This is a genomic window from Nitratireductor sp. GISD-1A_MAKvit (assembly GCF_040819555.1).
In the GTDB taxonomy this organism is placed as follows: Bacteria; Pseudomonadota; Alphaproteobacteria; order Rhizobiales; family Rhizobiaceae; genus Nitratireductor.
The window spans coordinates 2,933,355-2,955,450 of the sequence record NZ_CP161920.1 but is presented as its reverse complement, the minus strand read 5'-3'; the positions used below and the strand labels follow the sequence as shown (position 1 = coordinate 2,955,450).

General features: G+C 61.7%; 27 protein-coding genes. All 27 read left to right on the top strand.

All coding sequences use genetic code 11. From position 1 onward, the window contains the following. Positions 1–154 precede the first annotated feature (154 nt). The 27 genes from AB2N04_RS15550 to AB2N04_RS15420 all read left to right on the top strand — a co-directional run bounded on the left by AB2N04_RS15550 (position 155) and on the right by AB2N04_RS15420 (position 22,087). Positions 155–634: a hypothetical protein gene (locus AB2N04_RS15550; protein ID WP_367715380.1), complete on the top strand. Its 480-nt coding sequence runs from the start codon at positions 155–157 to the stop codon at positions 632–634. Between the two features lie 70 nt (positions 635–704). Beyond that, the gene (locus tag AB2N04_RS15545) at positions 705–1,865 is read left to right on the top strand and encodes a DNA-packaging protein (protein WP_367718829.1); all 1,161 of its coding nucleotides are present in this window, start codon (positions 705–707) and stop codon (positions 1,863–1,865) included. Between the two features lie 57 nt (positions 1,866–1,922). Beyond that, positions 1,923–3,092, top strand: a complete 1,170-nt coding sequence (locus AB2N04_RS15540) for a phage portal protein (RefSeq protein ID WP_367715379.1) — start codon at positions 1,923–1,925, stop codon at positions 3,090–3,092. A 52-nt stretch (positions 3,093–3,144) separates the two neighbouring features. Then, positions 3,145–3,504, top strand: coding sequence for a DUF6107 family protein (locus tag AB2N04_RS15535; protein ID WP_367715378.1), 360 nt, complete (start codon positions 3,145–3,147; stop codon positions 3,502–3,504). A 3-nt stretch (positions 3,505–3,507) separates the two neighbouring features. Then, positions 3,508–4,191: an HK97 family phage prohead protease gene (locus AB2N04_RS15530; protein WP_367715376.1), complete on the top strand. Its 684-nt coding sequence runs from the start codon at positions 3,508–3,510 to the stop codon at positions 4,189–4,191. 10 nt (positions 4,192–4,201) lie between these two features. Continuing rightward, positions 4,202–5,458, top strand: coding sequence for a phage major capsid protein (locus tag AB2N04_RS15525; RefSeq protein WP_367715374.1), 1,257 nt, complete (start codon positions 4,202–4,204; stop codon positions 5,456–5,458). A 76-nt stretch (positions 5,459–5,534) separates the two neighbouring features. Continuing rightward, positions 5,535–6,104, top strand: a complete 570-nt coding sequence (locus AB2N04_RS15520) for a head-tail connector protein (RefSeq protein ID WP_367715373.1) — start codon at positions 5,535–5,537, stop codon at positions 6,102–6,104. After that, positions 6,104–6,439: a phage head closure protein gene (locus tag AB2N04_RS15515; RefSeq protein ID WP_367715371.1), complete on the top strand. Its 336-nt coding sequence runs from the start codon at positions 6,104–6,106 to the stop codon at positions 6,437–6,439. Before AB2N04_RS15520 ends, AB2N04_RS15515 begins: the two co-directional genes overlap by 1 nt. Then, the gene (locus AB2N04_RS15510; RefSeq protein WP_367715369.1) at positions 6,436–6,600 is read left to right on the top strand and encodes a hypothetical protein; all 165 of its coding nucleotides are present in this window, start codon (positions 6,436–6,438) and stop codon (positions 6,598–6,600) included. The genes AB2N04_RS15515 and AB2N04_RS15510 overlap by 4 nt, the downstream gene beginning before the upstream one ends. Continuing rightward, complete coding sequence (locus AB2N04_RS15505) at positions 6,581–6,988, top strand: DUF3168 domain-containing protein (RefSeq protein ID WP_367715368.1); 408 nt, start codon at positions 6,581–6,583, stop codon at positions 6,986–6,988. Before AB2N04_RS15510 ends, AB2N04_RS15505 begins: the two co-directional genes overlap by 20 nt. A gap of 27 nt (positions 6,989–7,015) precedes the next feature. Beyond that, on the top strand, positions 7,016–7,432 hold the full coding sequence (locus tag AB2N04_RS15500) for a phage major tail protein, TP901-1 family (protein WP_367715367.1): 417 nt from the start codon (positions 7,016–7,018) through the stop codon (positions 7,430–7,432). After that, a complete protein-coding gene (locus tag AB2N04_RS15495; protein ID WP_367715365.1) occupies positions 7,429–7,767 on the top strand; it encodes a gene transfer agent family protein in 339 nt (112 codons plus the stop codon). The genes AB2N04_RS15500 and AB2N04_RS15495 overlap by 4 nt, the downstream gene beginning before the upstream one ends. Further along, positions 7,764–8,018, top strand: coding sequence for a rcc01693 family protein (locus AB2N04_RS15490; RefSeq protein ID WP_367715363.1), 255 nt, complete (start codon positions 7,764–7,766; stop codon positions 8,016–8,018). The genes AB2N04_RS15495 and AB2N04_RS15490 overlap by 4 nt, the downstream gene beginning before the upstream one ends. Continuing rightward, positions 7,996–8,556, top strand: coding sequence for a phage tail tape measure protein (locus AB2N04_RS15485; protein ID WP_367718828.1), 561 nt, complete (start codon positions 7,996–7,998; stop codon positions 8,554–8,556). The genes AB2N04_RS15490 and AB2N04_RS15485 overlap by 23 nt, the downstream gene beginning before the upstream one ends. A gap of 14 nt (positions 8,557–8,570) precedes the next feature. Next, a complete protein-coding gene (locus tag AB2N04_RS15480) occupies positions 8,571–9,206 on the top strand; it encodes a TIGR02217 family protein (RefSeq protein ID WP_367715362.1) in 636 nt (211 codons plus the stop codon). Beyond that, positions 9,203–10,093 (top strand): DUF2163 domain-containing protein, encoded by an 891-nt coding sequence (locus AB2N04_RS15475; protein WP_367715360.1) that lies wholly within the window; start codon positions 9,203–9,205, stop codon positions 10,091–10,093. Before AB2N04_RS15480 ends, AB2N04_RS15475 begins: the two co-directional genes overlap by 4 nt. Continuing rightward, positions 10,090–10,548 carry an NlpC/P60 family protein gene (locus tag AB2N04_RS15470; protein ID WP_367715358.1) on the top strand — a complete coding sequence of 153 codons (459 nt, stop codon included), beginning with the start codon at positions 10,090–10,092 and terminating at the stop codon, positions 10,546–10,548. Before AB2N04_RS15475 ends, AB2N04_RS15470 begins: the two co-directional genes overlap by 4 nt. A gap of 25 nt (positions 10,549–10,573) precedes the next feature. After that, a complete protein-coding gene (locus AB2N04_RS15465; protein WP_367715357.1) occupies positions 10,574–14,536 on the top strand; it encodes a glycoside hydrolase/phage tail family protein in 3,963 nt (1,320 codons plus the stop codon). Between the two features lie 26 nt (positions 14,537–14,562). Next, positions 14,563–14,769 (top strand): hypothetical protein, encoded by a 207-nt coding sequence (locus AB2N04_RS15460; RefSeq protein ID WP_367715355.1) that lies wholly within the window; start codon positions 14,563–14,565, stop codon positions 14,767–14,769. Between the two features lie 120 nt (positions 14,770–14,889). Next, positions 14,890–15,156 carry a hypothetical protein gene (locus AB2N04_RS15455; RefSeq protein WP_367715354.1) on the top strand — a complete coding sequence of 89 codons (267 nt, stop codon included), beginning with the start codon at positions 14,890–14,892 and terminating at the stop codon, positions 15,154–15,156. A 58-nt stretch (positions 15,157–15,214) separates the two neighbouring features. Beyond that, the gene (locus AB2N04_RS15450; RefSeq protein WP_367715352.1) at positions 15,215–15,886 is read left to right on the top strand and encodes a response regulator transcription factor; all 672 of its coding nucleotides are present in this window, start codon (positions 15,215–15,217) and stop codon (positions 15,884–15,886) included. 9 nt (positions 15,887–15,895) lie between these two features. Beyond that, complete coding sequence (locus AB2N04_RS15445) at positions 15,896–17,299, top strand: sensor histidine kinase (RefSeq protein ID WP_367715350.1); 1,404 nt, start codon at positions 15,896–15,898, stop codon at positions 17,297–17,299. Positions 17,300–17,394: 95 nt separating this feature from the next. Beyond that, a complete protein-coding gene (locus tag AB2N04_RS15440; RefSeq protein WP_367715348.1) occupies positions 17,395–17,832 on the top strand; it encodes an RT0821/Lpp0805 family surface protein in 438 nt (145 codons plus the stop codon). 174 nt (positions 17,833–18,006) lie between these two features. Continuing rightward, positions 18,007–19,125: a c-type cytochrome biogenesis protein CcmI gene (gene ccmI, locus AB2N04_RS15435; RefSeq protein ID WP_367715346.1), complete on the top strand. Its 1,119-nt coding sequence runs from the start codon at positions 18,007–18,009 to the stop codon at positions 19,123–19,125. Between the two features lie 7 nt (positions 19,126–19,132). Continuing rightward, complete coding sequence (gene ccmE, locus AB2N04_RS15430) at positions 19,133–19,567, top strand: cytochrome c maturation protein CcmE (RefSeq protein ID WP_367715344.1); 435 nt, start codon at positions 19,133–19,135, stop codon at positions 19,565–19,567. Positions 19,568–19,625: 58 nt separating this feature from the next. Further along, positions 19,626–21,614 (top strand): heme lyase CcmF/NrfE family subunit, encoded by a 1,989-nt coding sequence (locus AB2N04_RS15425; protein ID WP_367715342.1) that lies wholly within the window; start codon positions 19,626–19,628, stop codon positions 21,612–21,614. Positions 21,615–21,634: 20 nt separating this feature from the next. Continuing rightward, a complete protein-coding gene (locus tag AB2N04_RS15420) occupies positions 21,635–22,087 on the top strand; it encodes a cytochrome c-type biogenesis protein CcmH (protein ID WP_367718827.1) in 453 nt (150 codons plus the stop codon). Positions 22,088–22,096 lie beyond the last annotated feature (9 nt).

The following is a 22,096-nucleotide window of genomic DNA, read 5'->3' as shown; positions in this document are numbered from 1 at the left end:
GGGAAAAAGGGCTATAACGAAATATAGGAAAAAATTCTTGACAGCGTGACGGTCGTTTGATAGTGTTCAGGCATGGTCGCACAGTTGCGGCGTTGCGAGGCGGGTCCTTTGACGGGGGCGCGCTTTTTTTGTTTCCGGACATGGGTGGAACGTTATGGGCAAGACCGGTACTGCCGATCTGATGGCGTTGCGTGCGCTGCGGGAAGGTGCGCCGCCGTCTTTTGAACTTCTGGCACTTGCTAGCGGCCGCTCGGAGCGGCTCTTGCGCAAGCGGGCGCAGGAGGAACACTGGGGATCTCCAGACGATCCACCGCAGCCGCCATCGATCGAACGGACACAGCATATGATCGGGCTGCTTTTCGGTCAGCTCCAGCGCTCGATCGAGGATGCGGTTCATCGCGATCTCTTCGACAAGGGGCGGATCGAAAGCCTCGGTTCGATGCTCAAGGTCGTCGAACGGATGAACGAGATCCTGATCGAGCAGCAGGAAATGGATGGAAAGCACGCCCCCAGCGATGAAGAAATGGCCGCCGCACTCGACCGCATCGACGACCGGATCCGCTGCCTTGCTGCAGAGCTTGCAGAACGGATGGGCAAGGCTGAATCTGGCACAGGAACTGGCACACGCCATTGAACGCGAATGGCTGGGTGCTGCGCGGCTCGCGCAATATCCGCTTGGAGCGATCTTCGACAGCTGGCTGGTAATGGGCGGTCGTGGCGCCGGAAAGACCAGGCTGGGCGCTGAATGGGTGAATGCGCTGGTCCGGGGGCTGCCTCCTTTTGCCGGTGGAACGCGATATGGCCGACTGGCCCTGATCGGCGAAACGCTCTCCGATGCGCGCGAGGTGATGGTGGAGGGCCCGTCTGGAATTCTGGCGGTTTCCCGGCGGGCTCGCCCGCGCTTCGAAGCGAGCAGACGGCGCATCGTGTGGGAGAATGGCGCGGTGGCGCAACTTTTTTCCGCCGAAGATCCCGACAGTCTGCGCGGGCCTCAGTTCGATGCAGCCTGGTGCGATGAACTGGCAAAGTGGCGGCTGGCAGACGCCACATTCGACATGCTGCAGTTCGGCTTGCGGCTCGGAGTGCAGCCAAAGCAGCTGTTGACCACGACCCCGAGGCCGATCCCCCTGATCCGGAGGCTGATGGACGATCCGCATGTGACGGTGACGCGGATGCGGACGGATGAGAACCGGGACAATCTGGCTCCGGGTTTCATGAGAGCGATCAGGCAGCGCTATGCGGGCACGCGGCTTGGACGGCAGGAGCTCGATGGTGAACTGATCGAGGACCGGCCCGATGCGCTGTGGACACGGGCGATGCTCGAGACGGCCGGGGTTCTTGAAAATGGGGATGACCTGAAACGCATTGTCGTAGCGGTCGACCCTCCGGCGGCCTCAAGCCACAGATCCGACGCCTGCGGGCTGGTGGCGGCCGGCCTGGATGCAGCGGGCATGGGCGTGGTTCTGAGCGATGAAACGGTGAAGGGTGCCAAGCCGCAGGAGTGGGCCGCGCGTGCCGTGGCGCTGTATCGGCGGCTTGAGGCTGACTGTCTCGTGGCGGAGGTAAACCAGGGAGGGGAGATGGTGGCGACGGTGATTGCCACCGTCGACGCGAGCGTGCCGGTGAAATCGGTGCGGGCGACACGAGGAAAATGGCTGCGTGCGGAACCTGTGGCGGCCCTTTATGAGCAGGGACGGGTGCGCCATGCAGCGCGCTTTCCCGAGCTTGAGGACGAGATGTGCGACTTTGGTCTCGACGGGCTTTCGGGCGGGCATTCGCCAGACCGGGTGGACGCACTTGTCTGGGCCTTGAGCGAACTCATGCTTTCAAACCGGCGGGAGCCGCGCGTGCGTGCGCTCGGCTGAGGACAGACCTGTGCGGCATTGAGCCTGACAGAACGAAACGCAAATCGGGAAAAACACATGGCTTGGTATTGGCCCTGGGCAAAGCGTCCGGGAGGTGCTGTTGCGCCGGTTGAAACCAAACAGATGCACGCCGGCGGTTTCGTGGCGCTTCATCGGGAGGCGGAGGCGCGCTTTTCGCGGCGCGATTATGGTGCTCTGGCGCGCGAGGGGTTCATGACCAACGCGATCGCGCATCGCGCCGTGCGGCTGGTGGCGGAGGCGGCGGCGGCGATCCCCTGGCTGCTCTACGAGGGCGCGCGGGAGCACGACACCCATCCGGTGCTGGAGATGATGGCGCGACCCAATCAGCGCCAGGCGGGAAGCGGCTTCATGGAGGCGCTTTACGGTCATCTGCTTCTGTCGGGAAATGCCTATCTGCGCATGCTGGAAACGGGCACGGGGACGCGTGAACTGCATCTCTTGCGGCCCGACCGCGTCTGCGTTGTGGCTGATGCGGGCGGCTGGCCGGTGGCGCTGGATTATCGTGAAGGCAAGGCGCGCGAGCGCGTGCCACTGGATCCCGGATCCGCGCTGCAGCTTACCCTTTTTCATCCGCTCGACGATCACTATGGTTTTGCACCGCTGGGTGCGGCGCTGATGGCGCTCGACACGCACAACCAGGCAGCGCGCTGGAACAAGGCGCTGCTCGACAATTCGGCGCGTCCTTCCGGCGCGCTGGTCTATGCGCCCAAGGAGGGAGGGAACCTCTCGGACGACCAGTTCGATCGGCTGAAGGTGGAGCTGGAACAGGGATATGGCGGTGCCGCACGGGCCGGGCGGCCGCTGCTTCTGGAGGGCGGTCTTGACTGGAAGGCGATGAGCCTCTCGCCGCGCGACATGGATTTCATGGCGGCGAAAAACGGTGCTGCCCGTGACATCGCGCTGGCGCTGGGCGTGCCGCCGATGCTGCTGGGCATTCCCGGCGACAACACCTACGCCAACTATCAGGAGGCGAACCGGGCCTTCTATCGCCTGACCGTGCTGCCGCTGGTGGGGCGGGTTGCGAAGGAATTTTCGGCCTGGTTTCAGCCGGTCTTCGGCGCAGGGCTGAGGCTCTGGTACGACGCCGACGGCATCGAGGGGCTGGCGGCCGAGCGCGAAGCACTCTGGAGCCGGGTGGGAGCGGCCGACTTCCTGAGCGATGAAGAAAAGCGCCGGGCCGTGGGCTATGGGCCGCGTGGCGAGTGATCCGGCTCCGGCAGGTCGGGCACCGGCGCTCCAATCACCGAGGAAAAAACCTATGACCGAGATCACCCATGCGGGCTGGATATGGCTCGCAAAGGGCGCTGGCGCTGTGGCCGGCTCCGCTATTTCGCTTGCTTACATTCTGCCCAAACACCGGCGTGATGCCGCGATTCGCTTTGCGGTCGGGGTGGTGTGCGGGATGGTTTTCGGCGGGGCGACGGGGCTGAAACTCGCAGAGATCCTGGGGCTTACCGGACGGCTGGGGACGGGTGAAACCATGTTGATGGGGGCAGCCGTGGCGAGCCTGTGCGCCTGGAGCGCCATCGGACTGGCGCTGCGGTATTTCCAGATGCGTCCGATCGGACCGCTGCCTGGCGAGAGGCAGGACCGTCACCGTGAACAGAAAGGACGCTAGACAATGCAGGCAAAGATCGCGCCGATACCCGATGAGCGCAAATATGCCGGGCTCGATATCGAGACGGTCAAGGCTGACGGAACGTTTTCCGGCTATGCGAGCCTGTTCGGCAAGGTAGACCTCGGACGCGACGCGGTGGAGCGGGGCGCGTTCGCGCGCTCGCTCGAAAAGCGCGGCGCTGCAGGGGTGCGCATGCTTTTTCAGCACGATCCGAACCAGCCCATCGGTACCTGGGAGGAACTGCGCGAGGACCGGCGTGGCCTTCTGGTGCGTGGCCGGCTGGCGCTCGGCGTAGCCCGGGCACGCGAGGTCTGGGAGCTGATGCGCGACCGGGCGCTCGACGGTCTCTCAATCGGTTTTCATACGGTGAAGGCGAAGACCGAAGCGAAGACCGGTGTGCGCCGCATCGTGGAAGCGGATCTCTGGGAGATTTCCGTGGTCACCTTTCCCATGTTGCCGGAGGCGCGTGTGGAAGAGGTGAAGACGGAGGAAAGGGGCGCGCTGTTGCCCACGGCGCGCGACTTTGAGCGTTGGCTGACGCGGGATGCCGGCCTGACGCGGCGCGAAGCCCGAATGGTGATTGCCAAGGGCTTTGGCGCCTTGAGACGCGAGCGGGACGCCGCGCGGGGCTTTGACGAGGGGCTAGCCGCGGTGATCCGCAAGGCGGCCCGCATGTTCAACGATTGAGGATGAAGACATGACGGCAGGATCGGCAAAACGCGCGCCGGAGGTGAAATCGGCGCTGGACGAGGGTGACGTGACGGGCGCCTTCCATGATTTCATGAATGCGTTCGAAAGCTTCAAAGAGGCCAATGACGAGAAGCTGAAGCAGCTGGAGACGCGTAGCGCGGATGTGGTGACATCGGAAAAGGTGGAGCGCATTTCGAAGGCGCTGGACGAGCACAAACAGGCGCTTGATACGCTGGTCCTGAAGAAAACGCGGCCCGTGCTGGGGCGCGGCGGCGCGACAGCACTGCAGGAACTCGAACGCAAGCAGGCATTTGATGCCTATATGCGTTCCGGCGATGAGCGGGACCTGCGCTCGCTGGAAGAAAAGGCGATGTCCTACGGCTCGGCGCCGGATGGTGGTTACCTGGTTCCAGACGAGACGGAAGCGGCCATCGGTGCCCGGCTGGCCGAACTCTCTCCGATCCGCTCAATCGCCTCGGTAAGGCAGGTCTCCAGCGCGGTCCTGAAAAAGCCGTTCGCGGTGTCCGGTCCGGCGGTGGGCTGGGTGGCCGAGACGGCTGCGCGTCCTGAAACGGCGGCGGGTACGCTGGACGAGCTGCAGTTTCCCACGGCCGAGCTTTATGCGATGCCGGCGGCAACCGCGATGCTGCTTGACGATGCGGTGGTGGATCTCGACCAGTGGATTGCAAGCGAGGTGGAGACCGCATTTGCCGAGCAGGAGGGGGCGGCTTTCGTCAATGGCGACGGGGTCAACAAGCCCAAGGGCTTTCTCAGCTACCCACAGTTGGACGATGCAGGCTGGAGCTGGGGCAATGTCGGCTACAACGTGACCGGTACGTCCGGCGCACTGCCGGCGACCGAACCTTCCGACGTGCTGATCGACCTGGTCTATGCGCTCAAGGCCGGTTACCGGCAGAACGCGAACTGGGTGATGAACCGCAAGACGCAGGCGACACTGCGCAAGCTGAAGGATGCCGACGGCAACTATATCTGGCAGCCGCCCGCCACGCCGGGCAGCCGCGCCATGCTGATGGGCTTTCCGCTGGTGGAGGCCGAGGACATGCCGGACATCGGCGCGGACACCACGCCGATCGCCTTTGGTGATTTCCGCCGCTTCTATCTGGTGGTGGATCGCGCCGGCGTCCGGGTCCTGCGCGATCCGTATTCGGCCAAACCCTATGTGCTCTTTTACACGACGAAGCGTGTGGGTGGCGGCATTCAGGATTTCGATGCGGTGAAACTCCTGAAATTCGGCACGGTATAGACCTCCCTCGACGACCTTGCCGATGCGGCCCCGGAAGAACTTTCCGGGGCCGTTTTCATTGAACGGGAGTTTTTGCATGACGCTATTTCGAACGGTCGGGCCACTCGTCGAGCCGGTGACGCCTGCCGAGGCCAAAGCCCATCTGCGGATCGGGCATGCGAGCGAAGATGCTCTTCTTGAGGGGTTGATCCGCGCCGCCCGTGAGGAGGTGGAAAAGACCACCGGCCAGGCATTGATCGACCAGTCCTGGCGGCTCACGATGGATGACTGGCCGCAAGGGGCAACCGTCTTCCTGAACCGCACACCGGTGCGCGAGGTGATTTCCGTGACGGTGTTCGATGATGACGGTGCGGCCTCTCTTGTCGATCCGGCCTCGTATCAGCTCGATTCCCATGCTTGCCCGGCGCGTCTTGCATTTGCGGAACGCCCGCTGCCTGGCCGTCGCCTGAACGGGATCGAGATCGATTTCAGGGCTGGCTACGGCGAAGCGGGAACGGACGTGCCCGACCTTTTGCGGCGCGCGATCGTGCTTCTGGTGGCGCACTGGTTCGAATTTCGAGCCTCCTTCGATGCCAAGGATCAGCCCGTCTCGCTGCCGGTCGGCTATCAGCGCCTCGTCAATCGCTATCGAAAGCCGAGGCTGTGATGCGGGTGCAGTTCATCGACCCGGGCGCTTTCCGCACCGAACTCAGCTTGCAGGGCGCCGTCGTCACGCCGGACGGCATTGGCGGACACACCGAACGCTGGACCGAGGTGGCGACGGTTTTCGGCTTCATCGAACCGGTGAGGGCAGCAGCGCCCTTTGGCGCGGGACAGCACCACGAGCGGGTGACACATCGCATCACGCTACGGTTTCGACCAGGTGTGACAAACGGCATGCGGCTCACCCGCGGGCACCGCCACTTTACGATCGTGACGGCGCACGATCCCGACGAGACCGGGCGCTATCTGGTGTGCCTGACCGAGGAGCAACACGGATGAAGATGAGCTTGCGATTGACGGGAGAGGGGCTGACCCGCGCGCTGCGGCGGCTGGCGCATCGCGCCAGTGAAACCTCGGAAGCCGCGCGCCGCACAGGGAGGGCAAAGGAACAGCAACTGGCACAGGCCCGGGAGCGAGACGATGTTCGACGCCGCACTTGAACTGCAAGGGGCGGTGTTTGGCCTGCTGGCTGCCGACGAAACGCTGACGACTGCGCTGGGTGGCCAGAAACTGCACGATCTGGCGCCGGCGCGCACCGCCTATCCCTATGTAACCTTTGGCCCGCTCAGCACACACGACTGGAGCACCGACACGGAGGTGGGGAGCGAGCATTTTTTCACAATCAACGTCTGGTCGGGTGCCAGGGGACGACGCGAGGTGCTGCTGCTCATGGAGCGGGTCGACGCCGTGCTCGGGACAACGCTGCCGGCCCTTGCCGGACATGCGCTGGTGAGCCTGCGTCGTGAAGGCAGCGAAGTCCGTTTTAACGAGGATCTGGCGGCCTATCACGGCCTGATGCGCTTTCGCGCACTTACCGAGCCGGTGTGAACATCAACACAGTTGTGGAGAAGAAACATGGTGGCCAAGAAAGGCAAGGATTTGCTCCTGAAGCTCGATCCGAGCGGTCTGGGGGCATTCATTACCGTTGCTGGTCTGCGCGCCAAACGCATTGCTTTCAACAGTGAAACAGTGGACGTGACGGATGCCGAATCGGCAGGCCGCTGGCGGGAGCTCCTGGCTGGCAGCGGTGTTCAGCGCGCCTCGATCAGCGGGTCGGGTATCTTCAAGGACAACGAATCCGATGTGGCGATACGCAGCCGCTTCTTCGCCGGTGAAATCGCCGACTGGCAATTGGTAATTCCGGATTTCGGTCTGGTCTCGGGACCATTTCAGGTCACGGCGCTTGAATATAGCGGCAACCATGACGGCGAGGTGACGTTTGAGATCGCACTGGAGTCGGCCGGTGCCGTGACTTTTGCGGTGACGCCATGAGCGGCGCCAACCGCAGGCGCGGCGAGGTGCCAGCGCGGATCGACGGCAGGGATTACCGGCTCTGCCTGACTCTGGGAGCGCTGGCCGAGCTTGAAGATGCCTTCGGTGCCGACGACCTGGGCGAACTCGCCAAACGCTTTTCCAGCGGCCGGCTTTCCGCCCGTGACATGCTGCGCGTCATTTCGGCGGGGTTGCGCGGTGGTGGGTACGATGTGAGCGAGGCGGATGTGCGGGCGATGCGCTGCGATGAGGGTGCGGCGGGCTTTGCGCGCATTGTAAGCGCGCTTCTGACCGCGACCTTCGGTGGAGGGGAGGCGACCTCTGAAAACCCTTGAATGCCGCAGCACCCCGACCAAGGCCGTTTCCCTGGGAAGACGTGATGGGATTTGCCTTCGGAGTGCTGCGGCTTTCGCCCGGTGCATTCTGGTCGATGACGCCACGTGAACTGAACTGTGCGCTGGCCGCACTTGGCAGCAGAAGCGGCGCACCGGCCCGCAACGATCTCAAGGCGCTTATGGAGCGGTTTCCCGATCGCGACAACGCCGACACTCAGCGGAGACAGGATCTTGGAAGATGTAACATTTGAAATAAGGGCGGACACGAGACCCTTTGAAACTGCGCTGGGCGACCTGGAAAAGCTCGCTGACGGTTTCGGGCGGCAGATGACCGGGGCGCTGAGAAGCGCGGTGGTGAGTGGCAAGTCGTTCGAAGACGTGCTGCGCAACATCGGCATGAACCTTGCTGGCATGGCGCTGTCGAATGCCCTGCAGCCGCTCGCGGCAATGGGCTCCTCTCTTTTTTCCGGTGTTCTGGGCAGCATCCTGCCTTTTGCCAAGGGTGGAGTGGTGCCGTTTGCCAGCGGCGGCGTTGTCTCCTCCCCGACCTACTTTCCGATGGGGGGAAATGTCGGCCTGATGGGGGAGGCGGGGGCGGAAGCGATCCTGCCCCTGCAGCGTGGTGCAGACGGGCGCCTTGGCGTCGCGGCGGGCGGGCATGGAGCCGGAGCCGGCCCCAGCATCGTCTTCAACGTATCGACACCCGATGCGGCATCGTTTCGAAAGTCCGAAGCACAGATAACGGGCATGCTTGCGCGCGCAGTCTCGCGCGGCTCGCGGACCCTGTGAAAGCCGAAGGTGACATGAACAGTTTTCATGATGTCCGTTTTCCCCTTGCGATCTCCTTTGGCGCGACGGGAGGGCCGGAACGGCGCAATGAAATCGTGCAGCTGGTGTCGGGTCGGGAGCGGCGCAATGCGCGTCAGGCACTGTCACGGCGCCATTATGATGCCGGGACGGGGCTGCGTTCGCTGGATGACGTGCATGAAGTTCTGGCGTTCTTTGAGGCACGGCGTGGATCATTGCATGCATTTCGCTTTCGCGACCCGTTCGACATGAAGTCCTGCAGGCCGTCCGAGACCCCCACCGCGTTCGATCAGAGGCTCGGGGTCGGTGATGGGGTAAGGGTCCGTTTCGCGCTGGTGAAAACCTATGGCGAGGGAGTGGATGCGATGATCCGGCCCATCACGCACGCGGTGGCGGACACGGTCACCGCCGCAGTTGACGGGGCGATTGCACAGACCTCGCTCGACTATTCGATCGACACAGAAACCGGGGAACTGGTCTTTCAGGTGGCACCGGCGGTCGGAACAGCGATAACGGCGGGCTTTCAGTTCGATGTGCCGGTGCGTTTCGACTGCGACCGTCTTTCGGTGAATTTGAGTGCGTTCAAGGCCGGGCAAATACCAACGATACCACTTGTGGAGGTGATCACATGAGCGCAGGAAATGGCCCGCTCAAGACCCACCTGGCGAGCGAAACGACCAGTCTTTGCCATTGCTGGCGCCTGTCTCGCGCAGATGGTGTGGTTTTCGGTTTTACCGATCACGATCAATCGCTGGTGTGTGACGGCACCGCCTTCGAGCCGGAAACTGGTCTCACGGCGAGCGAGGCCAAATCGTCACTCGGCCTTTCGATCGACACCGTTGATGTGGAGGGGGCGCTCTCGGCAAGCCAGATACGGGAAGAGGATATTCTCTCGGGGCTTTATGACGGCGCCCGGATCGAGACCTATCTGGTCAACTGGCGCGATCCGCGGGAATTTCAAAAACTGCGGGTGGCGGTGATCGGGAAAGTGACACGCCGTGACGGAAGTTTCATCGCGGAACTCGAAAGTGAAGCCTGGGCTCTTGATCAGCCAAGTGGACGCACAGTCCGCCGGGGCTGCGATGCAGAGCTGGGGGATGCGCAATGCCGGGTGAACCTCAACGATCCGCGCTTCTCGACAGGCGGCACACTGCGACGGGTCGAAGATGGAGGTGTCATCGTCGTGGAAGGCCTTTCGGGTTTTGAAAACGGCTGGTTCGACAACGGAACGCTGACATGGACAAGCGGCGGGCACGAAGGCCGGAAGGAGCGGGTTGTCAGCCACGGGAACTTTGGCGGGGAGACGAGGCTGGCCCTGTGGCGGGAGGCAACGCTGGAGGGGACCGACGGAGACACGTTCACAGTGGCTGCGGGTTGCGACAAGCAGTTCTCCACATGCAAGGCGAAGTTTAACAACGCTCTGAATTTTCGGGGGTTTCCACACCTCCCGGGGGACGATTTTGCCTACGATTATGTGAGCGAACAGGGTGTCTTTGACGGGAAGGCGCTTGTGAAATGAGCATCGGCACGTTGCATTGTGAGGATGCGCTTCGTCAGGCGATCCTGCACGAGGCACTGGACTGGGTGGGCACACCCTACCGCCATCAGGCAAGCCGAAAGCATGTTGGCTGCGATTGTCTGGGGCTTTTGCGCGGTGTGTGGCGCAAGGTCTACGAATGCGACGTGGAGCACCCGGGAGACTACAGTGCCGACTGGGCGGAAACCTCACGGAAGGACCGCCTTCTGGAGGCCGCGCGGCGTCACTGCGAGGAGCTGCCTGTTACGGATTTGCGTGCCGGCAATCTCGTGCTTTTTCGCTGGCGCATGCATTTGCCGGCCAAACATGTCGGCATTCTCACCGGACCTGACGCGTTCGTGCATGCCTATGAAGGTGGTGCTGTCGTTGTCTCGTCGCTGGTGCCGCAATGGCGCCGGAAGATCGCGGGCGTGTTTGCGTTCCCGCTCCCTCGTTAGCTGCATCTCTGGAAAGTAACCATTCATGGCGACACTTGTCTTGCAGGCTGCCGGTGCGTTCATCGGCGGTTTCCTTGGCCCTGTCGGGGCAACACTGGGAACGGCGGCCGGAGCTCTCGCGGGCTATGTGGTCGATCGTGCGATATTCGGCGGTTCCCAGCACTATGAAGGCCCCAGGCTCGCTGCCGCACGTCCCTTTTCAGGCGAAGAGGGGGCTCCGTTGCCGCGAGTTTACGGCACGATCCGGACCGGCGGGACCCTGATCTGGGCAACCCGCTTTGTCGAGACCAGCACGACACAGCGCCAGGGTGGAAAGGGCGGGCCGAAAACCACGACCTACTCCTATTTTGCCAATGCAGCCTTTGCGCTGTGTGAAGGTGAGATCGCAGGGGTTCGCCGGATCTGGGCGGACGGTCGGGAACTGGATCAAAGCAAGGTCAACATCCGTGTCTATCGGGGATCCGAACAGCAGCGACCGGATCCGCTGATCGAGGCCAAGCAGGGCAGCGGAAACGCGCCAGCCTATCGCGGAACGGCATATGCGGTGATCGACCACCTGCCCATCGATGACTATGGAAACCGTTTGCCGCAGCTTCAGTTCGAGGTGATGCGGCCGGTGAGTTCGTTGAATGACAAGGTCGGCTCGGTGGCGCTCATCCCGGGATCAACGGAATTCGGTCTGTCGCCCGAGGCGATAAAAGTGCTTGATCGGCCAGGGCATCATACGGTCGTCAACCGGAACACACTGGTGGCTGAAAGCGATTTTGAAGCATCACTCGATGAATTGCAGGCGCTGTATCCCAATCTGAAGAGCATTTCGCTGGTCGTTTCGTGGTTCGGAACGGATCTGCGGGCAGGAGCCTGCAGGATAAAGCCGATGGTGGTGACCCATCGCGGCCATTCCTACCCGTTAGACTGGGGCGGGATCTGGTCCCTGATGGGTGTGTCTCCCGAGTTCACCGATTTTCTTTTCGGTCGTGACCGGAGTTCGGACTGGAGCGTTTCGGGTCTGTGGCGCAATGCAGCCCAGATCGTGTCCTTCACCCATGAAGGTGCGGCGTATGGTGGCACACCGTCCGATCAGACGGTCAAGGCGGCAATCCAAGCGATCCGTGCCCGGGGATTGAAAGTCTGGCTCTATCCTTTCGTGATGATGGACATACCCCACGCAAACGCGCTTCCCGATCCTTATGGTGGCGCGAAGCAACCCGCCTATCCCTGGCGGGGGCGAATTACGTGTCACCCCGCGCCAGGGCGCCCGGGAAGCGTAGACAAAACGGTGACGGCGAACCACCAAATCGTGGGTTTTCTGGGCAATGCGCGGCCCGAGAACTTCGTGCCGCGGGGAGGGGGCGTGAGCTTTGGCGGTGCGGTCGATGACTGGGGATACCGGAGGTTCCTTCTACACTATGCGCATCTTGCAGCGTCTGCCGGTGGTGTCGACGGGTTCCTGATCGGGTCCGAGTTGCGCGGTCTGACCCGGGTTCGCGATGAAAGCGGCAACTTTCCGTTCGTGCAGGGATTGCGCGTTCTCGCCAACGAGGTGCGCGGCATTCTCGGCGGCGGAACGACACTGACCTACGGAGCCGACTGGACAGAATATTTCGGATACCAGCCGACGGATGGCAGTGGCGATGTGCTGTTCAATCTCGATCCGCTCTGGGCCGATGACGCAATCGATGCAATCGGGATCGACAACTACATTCCGCTTTCCGACTGGCGGGACGAGGACCATAGCGGGACAAACCCCGATGGCTTTTCCGGGCCGTATGACCTGGAAGGTCTGAAGGCGAACATCGCTTCGGGTGAAGGCTATGACTGGTATTATGCGAGCGAGGCGGACCGAAGGGCGAGAAACCGCACCCCGATCAGCGATGGCGCATATGGCAAACCCTGGGTGTTTCGCTACAAGGACCTGGTGTCTTGGTGGTCCAACCGACACATTGACAGGATTGGCGGCGTCGAAAGAAGCGCGGCAACCGCCTGGCAGCCGGCCTCGAAACCGATTGTTTTCACGGAACTCGGGTGCCCGGCCGTCGACAAGGGCCCCAATCAGCCGAATGTCTTTCCGGATGCCAAATCCTCCGAAGGCGCGTTGCCGTATTTCTCCAACGGGGGGCGCTCGGATCTCGCGCAGCACCGACTGCTGCAGGCCCATTACGAGTATTGGGCAGAGCACGGAGCGCACAATCCGGTTTCTCCGGTCTATCACGGACCTATGGTCGATCCGGACATGTTTTCTCTCTGGGCATGGGACGCGAGGCCATACCCGGCGTTTCCGAATCGGCGAGACGTGTGGGGCGATGGCGAGAACTGGGCCTGCGGGCATTGGCTCAATGGCCGTGCAAGCGGAATTGTGGTCGGTGACCTGATCAACGCGATCCTCGCCGACCACGGCCTGCCCGGCGCGGACGTGACACATGCTGATGGTGCCGTGTCCGGCTACATTGTAGCCAGCCCCACCACTGCCCGTCATGCGCTTGAGCCGATCATCGACCTTTTCGGCGTCGGAGCCTCCGACAGGAGTGGAACCCTTGCGTTCCGGTCACTCGGTGCCGCGCTGAAGGAAACACTGGATATTCGGGATCTCGCATTTGACGGGGAAAGCGCAATCATCGAACGAACCCGCGATCCCGATCATGTTCTGCCGGCGGAAGTGCAGGTGGATTTCCGTGACGAGATGCGTGAGCACCAGGCCGCCACCGTGCGCGCGGTGCACATCGGCGCCAAGGGCAGGCGCAAACAATTTCTGAGTTTTCCGGGCGCTCTGGTGGGCCCGGAGGCCGAAATCTGTGCGAAGGACTGGCTGAGACGAAACTGGGCCGCGCGCGAACAGGTGCGTTTTGCTCTGCCCTTCTCCGCCGTGTCGGTGGAGCCAGGTGCGGTGTTGCGTCTGGGGGAGGAGACGGGCGAGGCGCGCTACCTTGTGACGGAGGTGGAGGACGGTGTCCAGCGAAGCATCAGTGCAAGGCGTGTTCACGGCGCTCCTGCGCCAGTTGCCACGTCGGCTTCGCTACCGCCGGCGAATCCGGGCGAGTCCGGCGAGAGTGCATCGTTCGTGATGATGCTCGACCTGCCGTGGCAACCCGGAACACAGACTGCCGAGGAACAGTTCCGAATTGCGGTGCACGCGGACCCCTGGAGCAGACATGCGGTTTTTGCCTCTTCCGAGGAAAGCGGTTTTGAGCTTCGCACCATGGTCGAACACCGAGCGACGATCGGCTTTTTGAGGAACACGCTGGAAGCGGGGGTTGTCGGCCGGGTCGACGCTGCCGGGCGCGTGATCGTCGAGCTTCTTTCGGGGGAGCTGGAGAGTGCCACGCCGGGAGCGCTGCTGAATGGTGCAAACGCCGCGGCCGTTTTCAGTCAGGCCGGAAACTGGGAGGTCCTTCAGTTCACCACGGCGGAGGAAATCGAGCCTTCGGTGTGGCGACTTGCCGGCCTCCTTCGAGGGCAGGTCGGGACCGAAGATGCGATGCTTGCGGGAGCGCCGGAAGGCGCGGGCTTCGTGCTGCTGGACCAGGCCGTGCAGCCGGCAGGGCTTCATGCAGGAGAGATCGGGCTGGAGCGAAACTGGCGAGCGGGACCGGCGGGCGAGGAGATCGGCAGCGACCGCTTCTACCAGATGCGCAAATCTGGTGGGCGGGAAGCCCTGCTTCCACTGTCACCGGTGCATCTGCGGGCGCAAAGAAGCGATACCGGTGCGATCAATCTCACATGGATCCGCCGGGACCGGGGCCGTTCCGACAGCTGGAGCGGCGATGACATTCCGATGAGCGAAGCGCGTGAGCGATACCGCGTGGATGTGGCAGGGGACGACGGTGCCAATGTGCGCAGTGCCACCTGCGAAACGGCGGGCTGGGTCTACAGCGCCGCGATGCAGGCCGCCGACTTTCCTCATCGGCCAGCGACTTTCCGGATCACGGTGAGGCAAATCAGCGATCAGGAGGGGCCGGGCAAACCGGCGACCCTCACCCTCGTCGCTTGAGCGATTATGGAGAGAAGGAGAAGACGATGAATGCAACGAAACCCTGGTACCTGTCCCGCACGATCTGGGCATCAATGGTGACGATAGTCGCCGCCAGCGCGAGCATGCTGGGTTATCCGGTCGGCGATGTCGACAGTTCAGCCATTTCCGAAGGGTTGCTCGAGGCCATCACTGCGATTTCCGGTTTGATCGCTCTTTTCGGGCGGGTTCGTGCACGCAGCCGGATTCACTGAGGTTGAAGCCAGGCTGACTGCCGGAGAGGCAGACATGCACGTATTTCTGTCTCTCCGGGCGGCTGAAAATTAGAATGCCGTTCATTTCCTATTCAGTCTCGATGAGGTAAATCAGTTGTCATGTTCTGGCACCGCGCACATAGATCGGCATTTCTTCTGACCCTGGCCATTGGGCCATCGGTCTTCTGGTCGACGGCAACCGTGGCGCAGGCAGTGGTTGACTGCTATTCGGTGGGATCCCGGGTTGCCGAGCAAAACGGCGGAACGCTGGTGCAGGCGACCGAAGCAACCGAGGGTGGGCGAACCGTTTGCAAGGTGGTTGTGGTGATTCCGGGCAACAGCGGCGAGCGGCCAAAGCGGGCCGAGTTCGTCGTGCCGGCGAACTGATGTTTCAGACCGCAACACGACGGGGTGCTGATATGAAACGAAGCGGGCCGAGGGGCTGATGCGTATTCTCGTTGTCGAGGACGACAAGGATCTCAACCGGCAGATAAGTGAAGCGCTCACTGATTCCGGATATGTGGTCGACAAGGCGTTTGACGGAGAAGAAGGGCACTTCCTCGGAGATACCGAACCGTATGACGCGGTGGTGCTCGATATTGGTTTGCCACAGATGGACGGTATCAGTGTTCTGGAACGCTGGCGCCAGGATGACCGCAAGATGCCGGTCCTCATTCTGACGGCCCGTGATCGCTGGAGCGACAAGGTGGCAGGCATTGATGCGGGCGCCGACGACTATGTGACGAAGCCATTCCACATCGAAGAGGTTCTTGCGCGCCTGCGTGCACTTATCCGGCGTGCTGCGGGGCATGCCTCGACGGAACTGCGATGTGGCCCGGTGCGGCTCGACACCAAAGCCTCCAAGGCGGATGTGAACGGGGTTCCGTTGAAACTGACCTCGCACGAGTATCGGCTGCTAGCCTATCTGATGCACCACCCGGACACGGTGGTGTCACGGACGGAACTCGTGGAGCACCTGTACGATCAGGATTTTGATCGTGATTCCAATACGATAGAGGTTTTTGTAGGTCGCCTGCGCAAAAAGCTCGGCGATGCCGAAATCATCGAGACCGTGCGGGGAATGGGCTACCGGCTGCGCGCGCCGGACGCAGGATAGATCCGGTCGATGACCGGGCAGAAACCGCAGACATGGCTGAGGCGCGTGATATCGCGGTCACTCGCGGTGCGCGTCATTGCATTTTCATCGTTCTGGGCGGTGATTGCGCTTGTGGTGATCGCCACGATCATTTCCACCCTGTTTCGTCAGGTGTCCGAGCGCGGTTTCGACAGTGTCCTCTCCGCCTATCTGAACAATGTCATCGGTTCGGTAGGTGTGGCTGCAGATGGCGGCCTCAGGGGGAGCCCAAATCTCGATGACATGCGCTTTCTGCAGCCGCATTCGGGCTGGTACTGGTCCGTCGAGCCCGTCACCGGTGACTTGGGAACGCCACTGCGTTCGCCTTCAATGGTCACGCCAATCCCCGCAGTCGACATTGACGAAGTGCCATTCAACACCACATTTCAACGCACCTACAACACGACCGGCCCGATTGGGGAGACCGTGGAGGTCTTTGAAGCGGAACTCGTGGTGGGAGATGAGGGACAGATCGCGCGTTTTCGTGTCATGGGCAATCGCAGCGAACTGGAAGAAGAGATCAGCCGCTTTGTGCGAAGGCTCTATGGCTATCTGGCGGTGTTTGGCCTTGGCATGATTGCCATCAACGTGTTCGCTATTCTCTATGGGCTGCGCCCCTTGAACCGTGTCCAACAGGCGTTGTCAGACATTCGGGCGGGCACGGCACAGCGCCTTGCGGGTCCATTTCCGACCGAAATCGAATCGCTTGCCGAAGAAACCAATGCCCTGATCGACAACAACCGGCGCATCGTGGAGCGGTCGCGCAAGCAGGTGGGGAACCTTGCACACTCCCTGAAAACGCCGCTGGCTGTGGTGATGAATGAAGCGCGGGCGGTGGGGGGCGCGCGTGGACAGCTGATTTCGGCGCAGGCTCAGGCACTTCAGCAGCAGCTCGACCACTATCTTCAGCGTGCGCGCATCGTTGCGCAGCGCGACAGTCTCGTGTTCCGCACGCCCGTTCAGGCGTCGCTTGAGCGCATGGCCCGGGTGATGGGAAAGCTCAATCCCTCCATCGAACTGGAGGTGGAACTGGCGAAGCAGCCGATGATCTTTGCCGGTGAACAGGAAGATCTGGATGATATCTGCGGAAATCTGATGGAAAACGCAATGAAATGGGCATCCAAGCGTGTCTCCCTGACCGCAAAGGAGGGAGCGGTAAACGATGCGGGGAAACTCCAGATCGTCATAGAAGATGACGGCCCCGGGATCCCCGAAGAGAAAGCTCGTGACGTTTTGAAGCGTGGACGCAGGCTCGATGAAACCAAGCCAGGAACCGGACTTGGGCTTGCGATCGTCGCCGACCTGGTGGATGAATATGGTGGTTCTCTCAGCCTGGAGCGTTCCGAATTTGGGGGGCTGAAAGCAACCGTGGCGCTGCCGCGCGCCGAAGCCTAATATTGCGTTTCGACGCACTTCGCCCAAATTGTGTCAAACCAAAGCTTTAAGGCAACGCCAACATGAGAGAGCGTCTGAGGGGATCATCGGGATCAATGAAGCTCACACCAATTGCAGCCATCGGATTTTCAGCCCTTCTTTCAGGTTGCCTGAGCGGTGGGGCCCCGGTTTCCCGGTTGGAGCCCACGAGTTTTGCATCCACTCAGGTGGCCAAGGACAATTCGGCTATCCTCGGGATCGAAGGGGGTGGACTTGTTGGTGGCACGCTGGGGCAGCCTCTTTCCCGCAGACAGAAACGGCTTGCAATAGAGGCCGAGTACAAGGCGCTGGAAAGCACGCCGGCAGGGCAGGACATTTCATGGCGGGATTCGGGATCTGGTCGAGCCGGCACGGTGCGCCCGGCGCAACCCTATCGCGTCGGCTCACAGGACTGTCGGCAATACATGCACGTAATACGCATCGAGGGCGAGATGCGGGAAGCGCGCGGTACGGCATGCCGAAACGAGGACGGTAGCTGGATGCTTCTCGGATAGCGGCTGGTCGGTTTCGTTCCGGCACTTCGCGGCAATTTCGCAGTCCGGGACCTGATGCGCCGGCCGGTGGGAAAGAACCATGCGTGAAAACGGGTGCGGAAAACGGCCCAGATTGCCAAATGGCCGCAGGTGCAGCGAGTTGGCAGCCGGTCCCTCGACCGCTATTTAGGTCGGATGTTGTTCTGGATACTTGCAGCCTTTCTGACCTTTGTTGCCGCGCTCGCCGTGATGTGGCCATTCGCTGTGCGGGGGAGAACGGCGCACGACGCGCATGCCCATGATTTGGAGGTCTACCGGGACCAGCTTTTTGAGGTGGAGCGCGATCTGGAGCGCGGGCTCATCGGGCAGCACGAAGCTGAACAGGCACGTGCAGAAATCGGTCGCCGGATTCTCAGGATCTCGGAAACCCGTGAGAAACAAAACTCTGAAGGTGCCGCTCAGCGCGTCACGCGGGTGACGGCTGCGATAGCTGTTCTTGCTGTTCCGCTCATCAGTTGGGGGGTATACGCCTTTACAGGCTCGCCGAGCATGCCGGCACAACCACTATATGCGCGCGATGCGCTGCCGCCCGCTGAAGCGCCCATCGACGATCTGGTCGCACGCGCCGAGGCGCATCTTGCGGACAATCCGGACGATTCAAAAGGCTGGCAGGTGCTAGCCCCCGTCTACATGCGGCTTGGCCGGTTTGGGGACGCGCAAAAAGCGCTGCGCAACCTAATTCGTCTGGAGGGGGCAAGTGCCGACAGGCAGGCCGCTCTTGGCGAAGCGATCGTGGGTGGGGCACAGGGCATGGTAACTGCGGAGGCCGAAACGGCCTTCAAGGCCGCTCTCGACCTGAATGCCAGAGAACCCAGGGCGCGCTTTTTTCTCGCCCTTGCACGCGCGCAGGACGGCGCAACCAAGGACGCGCAGGCCGCCTGGAGCGCGATGCTTGTCGACCTGCCCGAGGCGTCTCCCTGGCACGCGGCCGCCCGGCAGGCCCTGGCAAGTTCATCCAGAGAGACGCGTGCTTCCGGACCGACGAGAAGTGATATTGAAGATGCCACTGAGCTTTCGTCTGCCGAGCGTCAGGGCATGATTGAGGGGATGGTCGCAAGTCTCGACAGCAGGCTGCGAGACAGTCCCGATGATTTGGAGGGCTGGCAGCGTCTTGTTCGTGCCTACATGGTGTTGCAACGACCCGACGATGCGAGGGCCGCACTGAACCGAGCGCTGGATGCATATGGTCCGAATGCTCCGGAAGCGCAGGCACTGGAAATCTTTGCGCAGGGCCTTGGCCTTGCTACCGAGTAGGTTTGACGTGACACGGAAACAGAAACGACTTGCCATCATTGCAGGCGCAATCGGCTTCCTTGGAAGCGCCGTCGGCCTTACGCTCTATGCGCTGGGGGAGCAGACTTCGTATTTCTACATGCCGGGCGACATTGCCGAGCGTCCGGTTTCCGCCGGGCAACGCATTCGCCTCGGCGGGCTCGTGGCAAAAGGGTCGATCAGGCGTGCAGACGACACTCGTGTGCACTTTGCGGTGACCGATGGCACTGACACGGTGGCTGTCCGCTACAATGGCATACTGCCGGATCTGTTTCGGGAAGAGCAGGGGGTGGTCACGGAAGGTGTTTTCGGTGAGGACAATGTTTTTGTCGCCGATACGGTGCTCGCAAAGCATGATGAAAACTACATGCCGCGCGAGGTTGCTGACAGCCTCAAGGAAAAGGGTGTCTGGCAGGAAGACTGACCGGGTCTGACTGCGACTGGGCCCGTAACGGGCGGGATTGCTTGGAGCGCATGAGAGAATGAGTATCGAACTCGGTCATTTCACCCTCGTGCTGGCCTTTACGATGGCGCTCGTTCAAATGATCGTGCCAATCCTGGGGGCTCAGTTGCGGAACGAAACGCTGATGCGCGTTGGGGAGCCCGCATCCATCACCAGCTTCTTGCTCGTGACGCTTTCGTTTCTCGCTTTGACATCCGCGTATATCCAGTCGGATTTCTCGGTTCTGAACGTCTGGGAAAACTCTCATTCTGCCAAGCCGCTTCTCTTCAAGATCACGGGGACGTGGGGCAATCATGAAGGCTCGATGCTGCTTTGGGTGCTTATCCTGGTCTTTTTTGGCGCTCTGGTGGCGGTTTTCGGTCGAAACCTGCCTCTGTCCCTGCGCGCCAATGTTCTGGGTGTTCAGGGCGCCATCAGCAGCGCCTTCATTCTGTTCATTCTGGCAACGTCGAACCCTTTCGCGCGGCTTGATCCCGCGCCAATGGAAGGGCGAGACCTGAACCCGATCCTCCAGGACATAGGGCTGGCGGTTCATCCACCACTTCTCTATCTCGGTTATGTCGGGTTCTCTGTCGCCTTCTCCTTCGCCATTGCAGCCCTCATCGAGGGACGGCTTGATGCGGCCTGGGCACGCTGGGTGCGACCGTGGACATTGGCGGCATGGGCATTTCTGACCGGCGGTATCGCGATGGGGTCCTACTGGGCCTATTATGAACTTGGCTGGGGCGGCTTCTGGTTCTGGGACCCAGTGGAAAATGCATCGCTTTTGCCATGGCTTGGCGGCACGGCCCTTCTGCACTCGGCACTGGTGATGGAGAAGCGTTCCGCGCTCAAGATCTGGACAGTGCTTCTCGCCATTCTAACCTTTTCCCTTTCCCTGCTTGGCACCTTCCTGGTGCGTTCGGGCGTACTGACTTCCGTACATGCCTTCGCCACAGACCCGACGCGTGGCGTGTTCATTCTCGGAATTCTGATGGTGTTCATCGGTGGCTCTCTGGCGCTGTTCGCATGGCGGGCCTCCACGCTCACTGCCGGTGGTCTTTTTCAGCCGGTTTCGCGTGAGGGAGCACTTGTCCTCAACAATCTCATTCTCACCACCGCGACCGCCACGGTGCTCATCGGAACGCTTTATCCGTTGCTTGTCGAAGCCGTGACCGGAGACAAGATTTCGGTGGGGGCTCCCTTCTTCAACCTGACATTCGGCCCGCTGATCCTTCCGCTGCTGATCATCGTTCCGTTCGGTCCACTCCTTGCGTGGAAAAGGGGTGACCTGCAGGCCGTTTCACAGCGCCTGTTCTGGGCATTTGGCGCGGCGCTGACGGTGGCGCTGATCGTTTTCGTTCTCATCGACCGGACATCGGTCCTGGCAGCATCGGGCATAGGTCTCGGCGTCTGGCTTGTTTTCGGATCTGTGACGGACCTGGTCGTCAAATCCGGCTTTGGCAGGCTTGCACCGTCCGTCGCGCTAAGCCGTCTCAAGGGCCTGCCGCGTTCCGTGTTCGGGACGGCACTGGCCCATGCTGGCATCGGACTCACGGTAATCGGGATCATCGCGGTTACGACGCTTGAAACGGAGCGGATTGCAGCAATGGCTCCCGGAGAGAGTGTCGAAATCCAGGGGTACAGCCTGCGCTTTGACAGCCTGCGACCCTTCACCGGCCCGAACTATACCGAGGACCAGGCGCATTTTTCGATCAAACGCGTGACCGGCAGGGAGGTGGGGCAGATCGTCTCTTCAAAGCGCCTTTACACCGCCCGCCAGATGCCGACCACCGAGGCCGGCATTCGCACGCTGGGGTTCAGCCAGCTCTATGTTTCTCTTGGTGACCGAACGCCGGAAGGAAAGCTCGTCGTTCGTATCTGGTGGAAACCCATGGTAACGCTCATCTGGCTGGGAGCATTGGTGATGATGACTGGCGGAACCATTTCGCTTTTCGACCGTCGTTTGCGGGTGGGGGCGCCCATGCCACACAAGGCGCGCCCACGCATGCAGGAGGGGCGGGCGTGAGACGTCGCATTCTTCTGGGCATTCTCTCTATTTCCTGTCTTGGTTTCGTATGGCTTTTACCCGCGAGTGCCGTTCAGCCGGATGAGGTCCTGAACAATCCCGTACTGGAAGAGCGGGCAAGAGATCTCTCTGCCGAACTCCGCTGCATGGTCTGCCAGAACCAGTCCATCGACGATTCCGACGCCGAACTCGCCAAAGACCTTCGCGTGCTGGTTCGCGACCGGCTGGTCGCGGGTGACAGCGATGAAGAGGTGATCGCCTATGTTGTCGATCGCTATGGCGAATTCGTTCTATTGAAGCCTCGATTCAGCTATCGCAATGCGCTCCTGTGGGGGGCCCCGGTTCTGTTGCTGATGTTCGGCGGGGCACTTGTCTATGCAAATGCACGCCGGAGAAACAGTGTGGGCGGGGTTCGGGAGCTGAGCGCCGACGAGCAGGAAAAACTTGACCGAATCTTGAACGGGCGTGATTGAGTTTTTCTG

Coding starts and splice junctions, on each gene's coding strand:
- AB2N04_RS15550 (WP_367715380.1), top strand. CDS start 155: ATGGGCAAGACCGGTACTGCCGATCTGATGGCGTTGCGTGCGCTGCGG.
- AB2N04_RS15545 (WP_367718829.1), top strand. CDS start 705: ATGGGCGGTCGTGGCGCCGGAAAGACCAGGCTGGGCGCTGAATGGGTG.
- AB2N04_RS15540 (WP_367715379.1), top strand. CDS start 1,923: ATGGCTTGGTATTGGCCCTGGGCAAAGCGTCCGGGAGGTGCTGTTGCG.
- AB2N04_RS15535 (WP_367715378.1), top strand. CDS start 3,145: ATGACCGAGATCACCCATGCGGGCTGGATATGGCTCGCAAAGGGCGCT.
- AB2N04_RS15530 (WP_367715376.1), top strand. CDS start 3,508: ATGCAGGCAAAGATCGCGCCGATACCCGATGAGCGCAAATATGCCGGG.
- AB2N04_RS15525 (WP_367715374.1), top strand. CDS start 4,202: ATGACGGCAGGATCGGCAAAACGCGCGCCGGAGGTGAAATCGGCGCTG.
- AB2N04_RS15520 (WP_367715373.1), top strand. CDS start 5,535: ATGACGCTATTTCGAACGGTCGGGCCACTCGTCGAGCCGGTGACGCCT.
- AB2N04_RS15515 (WP_367715371.1), top strand. CDS start 6,104: ATGCGGGTGCAGTTCATCGACCCGGGCGCTTTCCGCACCGAACTCAGC.
- AB2N04_RS15510 (WP_367715369.1), top strand. CDS start 6,436: ATGAAGATGAGCTTGCGATTGACGGGAGAGGGGCTGACCCGCGCGCTG.
- AB2N04_RS15505 (WP_367715368.1), top strand. CDS start 6,581: ATGTTCGACGCCGCACTTGAACTGCAAGGGGCGGTGTTTGGCCTGCTG.
- AB2N04_RS15500 (WP_367715367.1), top strand. CDS start 7,016: ATGGTGGCCAAGAAAGGCAAGGATTTGCTCCTGAAGCTCGATCCGAGC.
- AB2N04_RS15495 (WP_367715365.1), top strand. CDS start 7,429: ATGAGCGGCGCCAACCGCAGGCGCGGCGAGGTGCCAGCGCGGATCGAC.
- AB2N04_RS15480 (WP_367715362.1), top strand. CDS start 8,571: ATGAACAGTTTTCATGATGTCCGTTTTCCCCTTGCGATCTCCTTTGGC.
- AB2N04_RS15475 (WP_367715360.1), top strand. CDS start 9,203: ATGAGCGCAGGAAATGGCCCGCTCAAGACCCACCTGGCGAGCGAAACG.
- AB2N04_RS15470 (WP_367715358.1), top strand. CDS start 10,090: ATGAGCATCGGCACGTTGCATTGTGAGGATGCGCTTCGTCAGGCGATC.
- AB2N04_RS15465 (WP_367715357.1), top strand. CDS start 10,574: ATGGCGACACTTGTCTTGCAGGCTGCCGGTGCGTTCATCGGCGGTTTC.
- AB2N04_RS15460 (WP_367715355.1), top strand. CDS start 14,563: ATGAATGCAACGAAACCCTGGTACCTGTCCCGCACGATCTGGGCATCA.
- AB2N04_RS15455 (WP_367715354.1), top strand. CDS start 14,890: ATGTTCTGGCACCGCGCACATAGATCGGCATTTCTTCTGACCCTGGCC.
- AB2N04_RS15450 (WP_367715352.1), top strand. CDS start 15,215: ATGCGTATTCTCGTTGTCGAGGACGACAAGGATCTCAACCGGCAGATA.
- AB2N04_RS15445 (WP_367715350.1), top strand. CDS start 15,896: ATGACCGGGCAGAAACCGCAGACATGGCTGAGGCGCGTGATATCGCGG.
- AB2N04_RS15440 (WP_367715348.1), top strand. CDS start 17,395: ATGAAGCTCACACCAATTGCAGCCATCGGATTTTCAGCCCTTCTTTCA.
- ccmI (WP_367715346.1), top strand. CDS start 18,007: ATGTTGTTCTGGATACTTGCAGCCTTTCTGACCTTTGTTGCCGCGCTC.
- AB2N04_RS15425 (WP_367715342.1), top strand. CDS start 19,626: ATGAGTATCGAACTCGGTCATTTCACCCTCGTGCTGGCCTTTACGATG.